General features: G+C 53.1%; 11 protein-coding genes. 2 read left to right on the top strand and 9 right to left on the bottom strand.

The genetic code is table 11. The features are described from left to right. Positions 1-34 precede the first annotated feature (34 nt). Positions 35-700, top strand: coding sequence for a 6-phosphogluconate phosphatase (gene yieH / locus ACMYSP_RS12485; RefSeq protein WP_434582384.1), 666 nt, complete (start codon positions 35-37; stop codon positions 698-700). A 58-nt stretch (positions 701-758) separates the two neighbouring features. On the opposite strand, the gene phoU is transcribed toward yieH, so the two are convergent. The 7 genes from phoU to glmU all read right to left on the bottom strand — a co-directional run bounded on the left by phoU (position 759) and on the right by glmU (position 9305). Beyond that, positions 759-1484 carry a phosphate signaling complex protein PhoU gene (gene phoU / locus ACMYSP_RS12480; protein WP_123756979.1) on the bottom strand — a complete coding sequence of 242 codons (726 nt, stop codon included), beginning with the start codon at positions 1482-1484 and terminating at the stop codon, positions 759-761. Positions 1485-1621: 137 nt separating this feature from the next. Next, the gene (gene pstB / locus ACMYSP_RS12475) at positions 1622-2395 is read right to left on the bottom strand and encodes a phosphate ABC transporter ATP-binding protein PstB (RefSeq protein WP_110276026.1); all 774 of its coding nucleotides are present in this window, start codon (positions 2393-2395) and stop codon (positions 1622-1624) included. A 45-nt stretch (positions 2396-2440) separates the two neighbouring features. Beyond that, the gene (gene pstA / locus ACMYSP_RS12470; protein WP_123756977.1) at positions 2441-3331 is read right to left on the bottom strand and encodes a phosphate ABC transporter permease PstA; all 891 of its coding nucleotides are present in this window, start codon (positions 3329-3331) and stop codon (positions 2441-2443) included. Continuing rightward, the gene (gene pstC, locus ACMYSP_RS12465; RefSeq protein ID WP_123756976.1) at positions 3331-4290 is read right to left on the bottom strand and encodes a phosphate ABC transporter permease PstC; all 960 of its coding nucleotides are present in this window, start codon (positions 4288-4290) and stop codon (positions 3331-3333) included. The genes pstA and pstC overlap by 1 nt, the downstream gene beginning before the upstream one ends. Before the next feature lie 125 nt (positions 4291-4415). Continuing rightward, the gene (pstS, locus tag ACMYSP_RS12460; protein WP_434582383.1) at positions 4416-5456 is read right to left on the bottom strand and encodes a phosphate ABC transporter substrate-binding protein PstS; all 1041 of its coding nucleotides are present in this window, start codon (positions 5454-5456) and stop codon (positions 4416-4418) included. A gap of 340 nt (positions 5457-5796) precedes the next feature. Continuing rightward, a complete protein-coding gene (glmS, locus tag ACMYSP_RS12455; protein ID WP_434582382.1) occupies positions 5797-7626 on the bottom strand; it encodes a glutamine--fructose-6-phosphate transaminase (isomerizing) in 1830 nt (609 codons plus the stop codon). Positions 7627-7934: 308 nt separating this feature from the next. Then, the gene (glmU, locus tag ACMYSP_RS12450; protein WP_434582380.1) at positions 7935-9305 is read right to left on the bottom strand and encodes a bifunctional UDP-N-acetylglucosamine diphosphorylase/glucosamine-1-phosphate N-acetyltransferase GlmU; all 1371 of its coding nucleotides are present in this window, start codon (positions 9303-9305) and stop codon (positions 7935-7937) included. Between the two features lie 346 nt (positions 9306-9651). Here glmU and ACMYSP_RS12445 point away from each other — a divergent pair, with 346 nt between their 5' ends. Further along, complete coding sequence (locus ACMYSP_RS12445) at positions 9652-11823, top strand: right-handed parallel beta-helix repeat-containing protein (RefSeq protein ID WP_434582379.1); 2172 nt, start codon at positions 9652-9654, stop codon at positions 11821-11823. A 421-nt stretch (positions 11824-12244) separates the two neighbouring features. Here the strand turns inward: ACMYSP_RS12445 and ACMYSP_RS12440 are convergent, their stop codons facing one another. Together ACMYSP_RS12440 and atpD are read right to left on the bottom strand one after the other, a co-directional pair. Next, on the bottom strand, positions 12245-12664 hold the full coding sequence (locus tag ACMYSP_RS12440) for a F0F1 ATP synthase subunit epsilon (RefSeq protein WP_123756971.1): 420 nt from the start codon (positions 12662-12664) through the stop codon (positions 12245-12247). A gap of 20 nt (positions 12665-12684) precedes the next feature. Then, positions 12685-14067 (bottom strand): F0F1 ATP synthase subunit beta, encoded by a 1383-nt coding sequence (atpD, locus tag ACMYSP_RS12435; RefSeq protein WP_004869217.1) that lies wholly within the window; start codon positions 14065-14067, stop codon positions 12685-12687. Between the last annotated feature and the right edge of the window lie 20 nt (positions 14068-14087).

Here is a 14087-nt window from a genome sequence, read left to right as displayed (position 1 = left end):
ACGAAAACGTTAAACTTGTTTAAATGGAAACGGCATGTCCCAAATAGAAGCTCTGTTTTTCGACTGTGACGGCACGCTGGTCGACAGCGAGGTGATCTGTTCCCGCGCCTATGTTCACATGTTCCACACGTTCGGCATCACGCTGGATCTGGAAGAAATCTTCAAACGTTTCAAGGGGGTAAAACTCTACGAAATCATCGACACCATCAACGAAGAGTACGGCGTCAACCTGCAAAAACCGGAGCTTGAACCGATTTATCGGGCAGAAGTCGCGCGCCTGTTTGACTCAGAGCTGCAGGCCATTGCCGGGGCGGAAACGCTGCTGGATGCGGTTAGCGTGCCGATGTGCGTCGTCTCTAACGGCCCGGTCAGCAAAATGCAGCACTCGCTCGGAAGAACCGGCATGTTGCATCATTTCCCTGAACAGCTGTACAGCGGCTACGATATCCAGCGCTGGAAGCCAGACCCGGCGCTGATGTTTCACGCGGCAAAAGCGATGAACGTTAACGTTGAGAACTGCATTCTGGTGGATGATTCCAGCGCGGGCGCGCAGTCAGGAATCGATGCTGGCATGGAGGTCTTTTACTTCTGCGCCGATCCGCACAACAAACCGATCGACCATCCAAAAGTGACGACCTTTACCGATCTGGCACAGTTACCAGCGTTGTGGAAAGCACGAGGGTGGGAGGTAACGCGTTAAGAGCCTGCTCGGCCGGGCTACGCTGCTCTGTAGCCCGGCACGCGCCGGATCGCCGGGATTACTCTTTCGGGTCTTTACCCGCCAGCAGTTTATCCAGCTCGTCGCCGCCAACATGGCGGAAGTCCTGACCCTTCACGAAATAGAAAATGTATTCGCAAATATTCTGGCAACGGTCGCCGATACGCTCGATTGAACGGGCGCAGAACAAGGCGGTCAGCACGCTAGGGATAGTGCGTGAATCTTCCATCATGTAGGTCATCAGCTGACGCACGATGCCCTCATATTCCTGATCGACTTTCTTATCTTCGCGATAAATACGCACTGCCTCGTCCAGATCCATGCGTGCGAAGGCGTCCAGCACATCATGCAGCATCTGCACGGTGTGACGTCCCAGCGATTCCAGGCTGACCAGCAGCGGCTGGTGCTGCTGAGAAAACTTCTCCAGCGCGGTGCGGCAGATTTTATCCGCAACGTCGCCGATACGTTCCAGCTCGGCGATGGTTTTGATGATCGCCATCACCAGGCGCAGGTCGCTGGCGGTTGGCTGGCGTTTCGCGATGATGCGCACACAGGCTTCATCAATCGCGACTTCCATCATGTTGACCTGCTTATCGCCGTCAATGACCCGTTTTGCCAGCTCGCTGTCCTGATTGTGCATCGCGGTGATGGCATCAGAAAGCTGCTGTTCCACCAGCCCACCCATGGTCAACACCTGGGTGCGGATATACTCCAGTTCAGCATTGAACTGGCCGGAAATATGTTTATTAAGGTTTAAATTATCCATCATTTCTCCAGATGCCCAAAAGATTTCGAGCGAGCACAAGGCGGCAACTGCGCGGATCCCCGGGAGCGTAGTCTACTACGTGACCGGGGTGAGCAAAGGCAGCCAACGCGGTTATCGCTTGAAAGCTGAAGGGCATATCAACCGTAGCGGCCAGTAATATAATCTTCAGTTTGCTTCTTCGCGGGCTTGGTAAACAGATCGTCCGTGTTACTGAATTCAATCAGCTCGCCAAGATACATAAATGCCGTATGGTCTGAACAACGCGCAGCCTGCTGCATGTTGTGGGTAACGATAACGACGGTGTAATCCTGTTTCAGCTCGGTGATCAGCTCTTCAATGCGCCCGGTGGAGATCGGGTCCAGCGCTGAACACGGCTCGTCAAGCAGCAACACTTCCGGGCGGATCGCGATACCACGGGCGATGCACAGACGCTGCTGCTGACCACCAGAGAGCGAATAGCCGCTCTGGTGCAGTTTATCTTTGGTTTCGTTCCATAACGCGGCCTTGGTCAACGCCCACTGCACGCGCTCGTCCATATCCGCACGTGACAGCTTTTCAAACAGGCGTACACCGAAAGCGATATTGTCATAAATCGACATTGGGAACGGCGTCGGCTTCTGGAAAACCATACCCACTTTCGCCCGCAGCAGCGCAATATCCTGAGTATTAGTCAGAATATTGTCGCCATCCAGCAGGATTTCGCCTTCAGCGCGCTGCTCCGGATACAGCTCGAACATTTTGTTAAAGGTACGCAGCAGCGTTGATTTACCACAGCCTGACGGACCGATAAACGCCGTAACCTGGTTTTTGGTGATATCCAGGTTAATGTTTTTCAGGGCATGGAATTTTCCGTAGTAGAAGTTCAGGTTACGAACTGAAAGCTTACCCGGGGTCGCATTCACCATACTCATCAATCTCTTCCTCATTCGACGCCGCATTTCGCCGCGCCGCAAAAATTAACCGTGTTTATTCTTCGCGAAAATAACGCGCGCCAGAATGTTCAGCAGCAAAACGCACAGGGTGATAATCAATACCCCGGCCCATGCCAGTTGCTGCCACTCCGCGAACGGACTCATGGCAAATTTGAAAATGGTCACCGGCAGGTTGGCGATCGGCTGCATCATATCGGTGCTCCAGAACTGGTTGGAGAGCGCGGTAAACAGCAGCGGTGCCGTTTCCCCAGCGATACGTGCGATAGCCAGCAGGATCCCGGTCATGATGCCGGATACCGAGGCTTTCAGAGTGATCGCGGAAATCATTTTCCACTTCGGCGTACCCAGCGCGTACGCAGCTTCGCGCAGGCTGTCCGGCACCAGTTTTAGCATGTTTTCAGTGGTACGAATAACGATCGGTACCTGCAACAGTGCCAGCGCAATCACGCCAGCCCAGCCGGAAAAGTGCTGCATCTGCGCGACCACGATGGTGTAGACAAACAGCCCCACCACAATGGACGGTGCGGAAAGCAGAATGTCGTTAATAAAACGAATCACTTCCGCCAGAACCGACTTACGACCATATTCCGCCAGATAAATGCCCGCCATGATGCCCAGCGGCGTTCCAAAAATTGTTGACCACAGGATCAGCAGGCCGCTGCCCGCCAGGGCGTTTGCCAGACCACCGCCTGCGGTGTTCGGCGGCGGCGTCATTTCGGTAAACAGCGCCAGGCTCATGCCATCAAAACCACGGGTGATGGTGGCCATCAGGATCCAGATAAGCCAGAACAGACCGAAGGCCATGGTGCCCATGGAAAGCGTCAGGGCGATGCGGTTTTTCAGCCGACGTTTGGCCTGCATCTTACGGCGGGATTCCGCCAGCTCTGCGGTAGTTTGCAATTCGATCGTCGCCATTAGCGAGCCCCCTCATTCTTCGCCAGACGCATCACCATAAACTTCGATGCGGCCAGAACAATAAAGGTAATCACGAACAGGATCAGCCCCAGCTCCATCAGCGCTGCCACGTGCAGGCCGCTTTCTGCTTCGGCAAACTCATTCGCCAGTGCGGAGGTAATACTGTTGCCCGGCATATACAGCGACGCGCTATCCAGCTGGTAGGTGTTGCCGATAATAAAGGTTACCGCCATGGTTTCCCCCAGCGCACGTCCCAGACCCAGCATCACCCCGCCAATAACCCCGTTCTTGGTAAACGGCAGCACGATGCGCCAGATAACTTCCCAGGTGGTGCAGCCGATACCATAGGCCGACTCTTTCATCATGACCGGCGTCTGTTCGAACACATCACGCATGACCGCAGCAATGTACGGGATGATCATGATGGCGAGGATCACGCCAGCGGCCAGAATACCGATACCAAACGCCGGACCGGCAAACAGGGCGCCAACAAATGGGATCGTCGACAGTACGTTGCCGACCGGCTCCTGGAAGTACTTCGCAAACAGCGGGGCAAAGATAAACAGGCCCCACATGCCATAAACAATACTCGGGATAGCCGCCAGCAGCTCAATCGCGATACCAAGAGGACGCTTCAGCCAGGCAGGAGAGAGCTCAGTCAGGAACAGCGCGATACCAAAACTCACCGGGACGGCAATCAGTAACGCAATAAACGAGGTCACCAGCGTCCCGTAGATGGGCACCAGCGCACCGAAGATTTCGTTTGGCGCATCCCACTCTTTGGTCCACAAAAAGGAAAAACCAAACTTCTGAATGCTTGGCCAGGAAGAAATAATGAGGGAAACGATGATGCCGCCCAGCATCAATAGCACAATCAGCGCCGCCAGTTTGACCAGCACGCTGAAAATTATGTCACCCTTTTTCCCCGGAGGGTTAAATGCCGGCTTGGTTGCAGCCATAAGTTACTCTTTCTGTTTGGGCCTGGAAGCGCGCATTTTAGCGTGCCTCCAGGCTAACGTAATGCTATACCCTAAATTATTCGAGTTGCAGCCAACGCAGCTGCGGCTCGAAGTATGACGGGTATTTAGTACAGCGCTTTACCGCTGCTGTCTTTCACGTTGGTTTTCCATGCAGCACGAACCTGCTCAACCACGCTTTCCGGCAGCGTTGCGTAATCCAGGGCGTTAGCTTCTTTACCGCCGTTTTTGTACGCCCAGTCGAAGAACTTCAGCACTTCTGCCGTCTGCTCCGGTTTGGTCGTCGCTTTGTGAACCAGGATAAAGGTCGTTGAGGTGATCGGCCATGCATTCTCACCTTTCTGGTTGGTCAGATCCTGTGCGAAGGATTTGCTCCAGTCGATACCTTTTGCGGCGTTAGCAAAGTTATCTTCGGTCGGGCTAACCGGCTTACCATCTGCGGAGAGCAGCTTGGTATAAGCCAGGTTGTTCTGCTTAGCGTAAGCGTATTCAACGTAGCCAATGGAGCCCGGCAGACGCTGTACGAACGCAGCGATACCGTCATTGCCTTTACCACCCAGCCCGGTCGGCCAGTTAACGGTAGAGCCAGCACCAATCTTAGATTTCCACTCTTCGTTCACTTTTGACAGGTAGCTGGTGAACACGAAGGAAGTACCGGAACCGTCAGCACGACGCACCACGGCAATGTTCTGCGAAGGCAGTTTCATGCCCGGGTTGAGTTTAGCGATCGCTTCATCATCCCACTTCTTAATTTTGCCGAGGTAGATATCACCCAGCGTTTTGCCGTCCAGAACCAGCTCGCCAGACTTCACGCCAGGCAGGTTAATCGCCAGCACCACACCGCCGATCACGGTCGGGAACTGGAACAGGCCTTCCTGCGCGAGCTTGTCATCAGACAGAGGAGCATCAGAAGCACCGAAATCAACGGTGTTAGCAATAATCTGTTTTACACCACCGGAAGAACCGATCCCCTGGTAGTTCACTTTATTGCTGGTTTCTTTCTGATAGGTATCAGCCCATTTGGCATACACCGGTGCAGGGAAAGTTGCGCCCGCGCCAGTCAGACTTGCTGCTGCAAAAGCAGAGAAAGCGCTCATCGATAAGGTCGCGGCGACAACTGTTGCGACGGTGGTACGCATAACGTTCATAATGTCTCCTGCTGGGTTCGTAAATTGTTGTTTCAAGGCTATGGTGAGCAAAATAGGACAAAGAGGTGACAGTAAAATGTACGAATTATTACAGTTTTATGACACCCAAAAAGACAGCGATCGCGGAAAAATAAAAACAATATAAATCATAATGTTAATTTCTTTCATGACCGAAACATTGCAGGAAAATTTTCTTTTTATGACACTTAAGATCGTAGTCGAAGATGACGCTTTGTCATAAACCAGCGCCCGGGAATTTTGTTTGGGGACGATGAATAAAGCGGTAAAAATGACAAAAAAAGGCCGCCAAATGGCGGCCCTTGTCACGACAGGTGTTGTTTTATTCTACGGTAACCGATTTCGCCAGGTTACGCGGCTGGTCAACGTCGGTGCCTTTAATCAGCGCGACGTGGTACGCCAGCAGCTGCAGCGGCACGGTGTAGAAGATCGGCGCAATCACCTCTTCCACATGCGGCATTTCGATAATGTGCATGTTGTCGCTGCTGTTGAACCCGGCCTCGCCGTCGGCGAATACATACAGCTGACCCCCACGGGCGCGAACTTCCTCAATGTTGGATTTCAGTTTCTCCAGCAGTTCGTTGTTCGGTGCCACGACGATCACCGGCATTTCAGCGTCAATCAGCGCCAGAGGCCCGTGTTTCAGCTCGCCCGCCGCATAGGCTTCCGCATGAATGTAAGAGATCTCTTTCAGCTTCAGCGCCCCTTCCAGAGCGATCGGGTACTGATCGCCACGGCCAAGGAACAGCGCATGGTGCTTATCAGAGAAGCTCTCAGCCAGCGCTTCGATACGCTTATCCTGAGACAGCATCTGCTCAATACGGTTTGGCAGAGCCTGCAAACCGTGCACGATATCGTGCTCAATCGCCACATCCTGACCTTTAAGGCGTGCCAGTTTTGCCACCAGCAGCAGCAACACGGTCAGTTGAGTGGTGAAAGCCTTGGTCGAGGCGACGCCAATCTCGGTGCCCGCTTTGGTCATTAACGACAAATCGGACTCACGCACCAGCGAAGAGCCGGCAACGTTACAAATCGCCAGTGAACCGAGGTAGCCCAGCTCTTTTGACAAACGCAGTGCAGCCAGGGTATCCGCCGTCTCACCGGACTGAGAGAGGGTGATCATCAGGCTGTTGCGGCGCACCGCTGATTTGCGATAGCGGAATTCAGAGGCGATTTCGACATCACAAGGGACGCCCGCCAGCGCTTCAAACCAGTAGCGAGAAACCATACCGGAGTTGTACGAGGTCCCGCAGGCGACGATCTGGATATGCTCAACCTGAGACAGCATCTCGTTGGCATTGGCTCCCAGTTCGTTGAGATCCACCTCACCATGGCTGATACGCCCGGAGAGCGTGTTTTTAATCGCGTTTGGCTGCTCGTAAATCTCTTTCTGCATGTAGTGGCGGTAAATACCTTTATCACCAGCGTCGTACTGCAGGTTGGATTCGATATCCGGGCGTTTCACTTCCGCACCAGATTTATCGAAGATAACAACGGAGCGGCGCGTAACTTCAGCGATATCCCCCTCTTCGAGGAAGATAAAGCGGCGAGTCACCGGCAGCAGCGCCAGCTGATCGGAAGCGATGAAGTTTTCCCCCATCCCCAGACCGATAACCAGCGGACTACCAGAACGGGCAGCCAGCAACGTCGCCGGATCGCGGGTATCCATAATCACCGTGCCGTAAGCACCGCGCAGCTGAGGGATAGTGCGCAGCACCGCTTCGCGCAGCGTACCGCCTTGTTCCAGCTCCCAATGCACCAGGTGAGCAATTACTTCGGTGTCGGTCTCTGAGACAAAGACATAGCCGCGGGACTGCAGCAGTTCTCGCAGCGGTTCGTGGTTTTCGATGATGCCGTTATGGACCACCACAATGTGTTCAGAAACATGCGGATGCGCGTTGCCTTCTGACGGTTCGCCATGTGTCGCCCAGCGGGTATGGGCAATCCCGGTACCGCCATGTAACGGCTGCTCTTCGACCGCCTGAGCCAGCATCTGGACTTTACCAAGGCGACGAACGCGGGACATATGTCCTGCGTTATCGACAACTGCCAGACCGGCAGAGTCGTAGCCACGGTATTCCAGACGACGTAAACCTTCGAGAAGGATTTCAGCAATATCACGCTGCGCGACTGCGCCAACAATTCCACACATAGTTAAATTTCCTGATAATGGCGTTGTGCCATGCGTTGTCGCCGACCTGTATAACTCCCGTCTTTCACGCTGTGACTGCGTTGGCTGCACGTGCTCGCCATCGTCACTTACTCAAGTAAGCTCCCATGGACTCTCACGCTTGCCGCCTTGTCACAACACGACATTCTTTGAGTCATGCCCTTTTCGGGCGCCCCGAGCCTTGTAGAGAGTGGGGTTATTTTTATGGTACTGCCTGCGGACGGGGAACTATGTTGTTCCTCTCATCCTGATTCGCCGGACGATTTTCACGCCCGGCGACAATCCAAAAATTACTTCTTCTTCACCGGACGCTGCCAGCCCTGCTTATGGACCTGCGGCACGCGGCTTAACACCAGTTCGTTATCGGCAATGTCACGCGTCACCGTGGTACCAGCGGCGATAGTCACACCATTACCGACGGTCACTGGCGCCACCAACTGCGTGTCGGAACCGACAAACACATCGTCGCCGATGATGGTTTTAAATTTATTCGCGCCATCGTAGTTACAGGTAATGGTGCCGGCACCAATATTCACGTTATCGCCGATTTCTGCATCCCCGAGATAGGTCAGATGCCCGGCTTTCGACCCTTTACCCAGACGCGCTTTTTTCATTTCGACAAAGTTGCCGACATGCGCACCTTCCAGCAGTTCAGCACCTGGACGCAGACGCGCGAATGGTCCGATGGTGCAGGAAGCGTGTAGATGAGCGTCTTCCACCACCGAGTAGGGGCTGATCTCGCAGTCATCATCAATGCGGCTGTTTTTAATGATGCAGCCGGTGCCGATCTTCACGCGTTCGCCGAGAACAACGTTACCTTCCAGAATAACGTTAGTATCAATCTCAACATCGCGCCCGTGTGTGAGCGTGCCGCGCAGATCAAAACGTGCCGGATCGCGCAGCATCACGCCCGCTAACAACAATTTTTCCGCTTGTTCAGACTGATAGACGCGTTCCAGACGGGAGAGCTGCAGGCGGTTGTTCACCCCTTCCACTTCGCTCAAACGCTGCGGATGCACGGCAACGATCTCCCGGCCTTCCTGATACGCCATAGCGATAATGTCGGTGATGTAGTATTCACCCTGCACGTTGTTATTGGTCAGCTTCGCCAGCCAGCGTTTTAAATCCGCCCCGCCGGCGATCAAAATCCCGGTGTTGATTTCCTGAATTTGACGCTGTTCATCGCTGGCATCTTTGTGCTCAACAATACCGGTAACCTGGCCATTTTCGCGCGTAATGCGCCCGTAGCCGCTGGGATCGTCCAGCCTGACCGTCAGCAGGCCAATGCCGCCCTGCGGTTTGGCCGCACGCAGACGCTGGAGCGTATCGACAGAGATCAGCGGCACGTCGCCATACAGCATCATGATGTCTTCATCATCACGGAAGAACGGTGCCGCCTGCTGCATCGCATGGCCGGTACCGAGCTGTTCGGCCTGCAAAACCCAGTTCAGATTGTCTTCATGCAACGTCTGACGCAGCAGATCACCGCCGTGCCCGTACACCAGATGTACGGCTGTCGCGCCTAAATCTTTAGTCGCATCAATAACATGTTGCACCATTGGCTTCCCGGCCAGGGAGTGCAGCACCTTCGGAAGATCGGAATACATGCGGGTCCCTTTGCCTGCGGCAAGGATAACCACGCTCATCGCACTGTTTGACATACGCATCCTGACAGCTGTTAGAACGAAAAGTAAAAGCCTTTCACGTTGAAATATCTACATATTTTTCATCATGAAACGAGACGAGGAGAAAACACCCTGGCTCAACGATATACACCATTTTATGGTGCTATTTTTCACCACTGCAAATGAGTTTATCTCCGAAAAAGCATGATAAAGGAGATAAAAGTCTGCTATCCCACTGCTTTTCTTGTTTTTTTGATGACTAAATAAAGCTCACGTTAAAAAATAAAACGATATTTCAATATTCACTTATTGTGACGAGGCAAATAGAAACACCATTTCATTATCATGATAATGCTGGTCAATATTTACCCTGGAGAAAAAAATGAATAACAAAATACCTTTGGCATTAGCCCTTTGCAGCACAATTATCGCATTGCCGCTGCAGGCTGACGAGCAACATCTCTGGCGAGGCATCGCGTTTGGTCAATCGACCGACGTCAATTTTTCTTCTAACGTGCTGACAGATAAAATCGGCGTCAACGATGTGACCATCGCGGGAAAAAAGCTGACCCCGCAAGATGTTGCCGATCTCAGCTCGCCCGTCACCATTGAAAGCCGCGGCGGGAAAATAGCCAACTCGCACGATGGCCTGACCTTCTTTTATACCGAGCTACCGTCACGCGAGAACTTTGTCCTGCAGGCAACGGTGAAGGTCGATCAGTTTGGCCCGGAAAACGGCGCCCTGCCAGCGGCACAGGAAGGGGCCGGTCTGCTGGTGCGTGATGTCATCGGCAATCCGCGCCAACAGCCTTTAATGGTTGGTTATGAAGAGTTTCCGGCAGCGTCCAATATGGTCATGAACGCCATCATGACGCAGGATAAAAAGGACCACGAGCGCGTGAAGCTGCAGGCTATCACTCGTGACGGGATTACCCAGCCCTGGGGAAACGCAGGGTCTTCTATCAATAAACAGAGTTATAAAGAAAATATTGATGTGAAGCAGATGCCTGAATTCCAGCTCCGGCTGGAACGAACCAACGAGGGGTTTATCACATCCTGGGCGCCGGTCGGCAGCGATGCCTGGGTCAGCCAAAACGTGCCGCATGCCGATCTGGTCACCCGGCAGGATAAAGACAACTACTATGTCGGCTTTTTTGCATCACGTAACGCGAAGATAACCATCAGTAACGCCTCCCTGGTGACTTCTCCCGCCCGGACGGTAGTCTCTAAACCGTATGTTGCCAAAGCCTGGCCGGTGGTCATGCAAATCGCGTCAGGAACGACCAGCCAACGTGCCGATTATGTGCTGCAGGTCCGGGCAAATTACGATGGTGACTTTACCATCCGCCAGGATGAAGTCACCATCGGGCAAAACAAAAAGGTCAAAGCGGGCCAGATGCTGACCCAACCTGCGACGCTCAAAGACAAGAGTACCTTTGAGATTGATTTTACCCCCACCAGCGGCCAAAAGCCTGTAACGCAACGTGTGACGGTTGAACATAGCTCGCGAGTTTCAGGCAACACGCTGTACGCCGCACCTCAGGGGCAGGCTGATGCTAAAGGGACGGCAGACTCTCCGCTCGATCTCTCCAGCGCAGTGGAACTGCTGCCGCCGGGAGGTAAGGTCGTGTTAGCCGCCGGAGACTACCCGCAAACGGTCATTCCGCTGCAGGCCAGTGGACTGAAAGATAGCCGTAAAACGCTGCAGGCCGACGGTAAAGCCGTTATTCACGGTCTGTTACTGGATGCAAGTTACTGGGATATCAACGGGATCTCGGTCACCGATAAAAGCCTGCGCATTCAGGGGAGCCATAATCTGATCGAAAACGTCACCGCCTACAAAAACGATGATACCGGGATCCAGATTTCCTCTCCGGATAAGATCGGTCGCCCACTGTGGGCCAGCTATAACCGGGTCGTAAACTCAGAGTCCTTCGATAATGCCGATCCAGGTAAGATTAACGCCGATGGCTTTGCGGTTAAAATGCGGGTCGGGGAAGGGAACCGACTGGAAGGGTGCTACGCGCACGACAATATCGACGATGGCTTCGACCTGTTCAACAAGATTGAAGACGGCGCCAATGGCGTTGTGGTGATCGAGAATTCAATTGCGCAGAACAATACCAGCAACGGGTTCAAGCTCGGTGGGGAAGGGCAGCCGGTGGCACACGAAGTGCGCAACAGCATTGCAATTGGCAACCATCTGGACGGGTTTACCGATAATTTCAACCCCGGCAAGCTGGTGGTGGTCAATAACGTGGCGGTGGATAACCAGCGCTTTAACTATATTTTCCGCCCGAGTCCTTATGGTAAGCCCGAAACTCAGGGACACTTCAGCGACAACCTGTCTCTGCGTAGCCAGCCGGGGAAATATGATGATGCCGTCGTCGGCAACATCGACGCGAACAACTACTTCATTCGTGACGGTAAAAGCGTAGACGCTGAAGGTAAAACCATTCAGAGCGCCGATTATGAAACCCTGGCGCTGCCGGATCCGTTACTGCGCCGCGATGACGGAAGCTTTGCTACCGGGGACTTCCTCAGCCGTAACTAGTCTGTTGCGTTTCTGGAAGACAAAAAACACAAAGGTCGCCATCAGGCGACCTTTTTTCTTTTCTGCTTTACACCGCATGTGTTGTCGTTTTAGTTAGCGGGACAGCGCAAATGCAGTCTGGAAAGTTTTATTCTCAGTTGTTGAAAGTACCAAAGGTAACGTTCATAGCACTGAAGAAAGCGACGATTTTGTTGATCAGTTTCATGATGACTTCCTGGATAGCGATTAATTTTTGATGGTTTATTTTTTGTGATTCACATCACAAAACCAAGTCTACGCCTCATTTTTTAATCGATCAACAAAAATGAGACATTCATCACAAAAATATTGAACTCGCTTTTTAGTTTCATCTTTTCTGAAACGCAACCATAAAAAAAGCCAGCCTGGAAACCAGACTGGCTTTTTAACTTTCAAGCCGGTGTTACATCGCTTTTTTGGTCAACTCGATAACGCGCAGTTTGGCGATCGCTTTGGCCAGTTCCGCAGACGCCTGAGCGTAATCTACGTCGCCGTGAGAGCTGTTGATATGCTCTTCGGCTTTACGCTTCGATTCCAGGGCTCGCGCTTCGTCGAGATCCTGGCCACGAATTGCCGTATCAGCCAGAACGGTCGTGCTACCAGGCTGCACTTCAAGAATGCCGCCAGACAGGTAGATAAACTCTTCATGACCGTGCTGTTTAACGATGCGAATCATACCAGGCTTAATGGCGGTGAGCAGCGGTGCGTGACCCGGGTAAATACCCAGTTCACCTTCACTACCCGTTACCTGGATTTTTTCGACCAGACCAGAGAACATTTGTTTCTCTGCGCTGACGACGTCCAGGTGGTAAGTCATTGCCATATCACCCTCCGATTAAGGCGTTAAAGTTTTTTGGCTTTTTCTACGGCTTCGTCGATAGAACCGACCATGTAGAACGCCTGCTCTGGCAGGTGATCGTATTCGCCTTCCATGATGCCTTTAAAGCCACGGATCGTGTCTTTCAGGGAGACGTATTTGCCCGGAGAACCGGTAAATACTTCTGCCACGAAGAACGGCTGGGACAGGAAGCGCTGAATCTTACGAGCGCGAGCTACCACCAGTTTATCTTCTTCAGACAGTTCATCCATACCCAGGATCGCGATGATGTCTTTCAGTTCCTGATAACGCTGCAGCAGGGACTGTACGCCACGCGCGGTGTCGTAGTGTTCCTGACCAACAACCAGCGGATCCAGCTGACGGCTGGTGGAATCCAGCGGGTCAACGGCCGGGTAGATACCCAGAGACGCGATCTGACGGCTCAGTACCACGGTTGCATCTAAGTGAGCAAAGGTGGTGGCTGGGGATGGGTCAGTCAAGTCATCCGCAGGTACGTATACAGCCTGTACGGAAGTGATAGAACCGGTTTTGGTGGAGGTGATACGTTCCTGCAGAACGCCCATCTCTTCCGCCAGCGTCGGCTGATAACCTACCGCAGAAGGCATACGACCCAGCAGTGCAGATACTTCTGTACCGGCCAGGGTATAACGATAGATGTTATCGACGAACAGCAGAACGTCACGACCTTCGTCACGGAATTTCTCAGCCATGGTCAGGCCGGTCAGTGCAACGCGCAGACGGTTTCCCGGCGGCTCGTTCATCTGGCCGTAAACCAGGGATACTTTATCCAGAACGTTGGAGTCGGTCATTTCGTGGTAGAAGTCGTTACCCTCACGAGTACGCTCACCAACACCAGCAAACACGGAGTAACCGGAGTGTTCGATCGCGATGTTACGGATCAGCTCCATCATGTTTACGGTTTTACCAACACCCGCACCACCGAACAGACCGACTTTACCGCCCTTCGCGAACGGACACATCAGGTCGATAACTTTGATGCCGGTTTCCAGCAGTTCCTGAGAGCTGGAGAGCTCTTCATAGGACGGTGCTGCACGGTGAATCGCCCAACGTTCTTCTTCGCCGATGTCGCCTTTCATATCGATCGGCTGACCCAGCACGTTCATGATACGACCCAGCGTTGCTTTACCAACCGGGACTTCGATCGGGTGCTCAAGGTCTTTAACTTCCAGACCACGACGCAGACCGTCGGAAGAACCCATGGCGATAGCACGTACGATACCACCACCGAGCTGCTGCTGAACTTCCAGCACCAGGCTCTCATTACCATTTTGTACCTCAAGAGCATCGTACACGCGCGGTACGGCATCCTGAGGGAATTCGACGTCAACCACGGCGCCGATTACCTGGACAATTTTTCCAGTAGCCATCTTGAATCCTCTACGAATTA

The organism is Klebsiella sp. R390 (genome assembly GCF_051131745.1).
GTDB lineage: Bacteria > Pseudomonadota > Gammaproteobacteria > Enterobacterales > Enterobacteriaceae > Klebsiella.
This window is presented reverse-complemented; position numbering and strand designations above follow the sequence as displayed.

Bases quoted from the DNA above. Each gene is read 5' to 3' on its own strand.
- yieH (WP_434582384.1), top strand. From the start codon at position 35: ATGTCCCAAATAGAAGCTCTGTTTTTCGACTGTGACGGCACGCTGGTC.
- phoU (WP_123756979.1), bottom strand. From the start codon at position 1,484: ATGGATAATTTAAACCTTAATAAACATATTTCCGGCCAGTTCAATGCT.
- pstB (WP_110276026.1), bottom strand. From the start codon at position 2,395: ATGAGTATGGTGAATGCGACCCCGGGTAAGCTTTCAGTTCGTAACCTG.
- pstA (WP_123756977.1), bottom strand. From the start codon at position 3,331: ATGGCGACGATCGAATTGCAAACTACCGCAGAGCTGGCGGAATCCCGC.
- pstC (WP_123756976.1), bottom strand. From the start codon at position 4,290: ATGGCTGCAACCAAGCCGGCATTTAACCCTCCGGGGAAAAAGGGTGAC.
- pstS (WP_434582383.1), bottom strand. From the start codon at position 5,456: ATGAACGTTATGCGTACCACCGTCGCAACAGTTGTCGCCGCGACCTTA.
- glmS (WP_434582382.1), bottom strand. From the start codon at position 7,626: ATGTGTGGAATTGTTGGCGCAGTCGCGCAGCGTGATATTGCTGAAATC.
- glmU (WP_434582380.1), bottom strand. From the start codon at position 9,305: ATGTCAAACAGTGCGATGAGCGTGGTTATCCTTGCCGCAGGCAAAGGG.
- ACMYSP_RS12445 (WP_434582379.1), top strand. From the start codon at position 9,652: ATGAATAACAAAATACCTTTGGCATTAGCCCTTTGCAGCACAATTATC.
- ACMYSP_RS12440 (WP_123756971.1), bottom strand. From the start codon at position 12,664: ATGGCAATGACTTACCACCTGGACGTCGTCAGCGCAGAGAAACAAATG.
- atpD (WP_004869217.1), bottom strand. From the start codon at position 14,067: ATGGCTACTGGAAAAATTGTCCAGGTAATCGGCGCCGTGGTTGACGTC.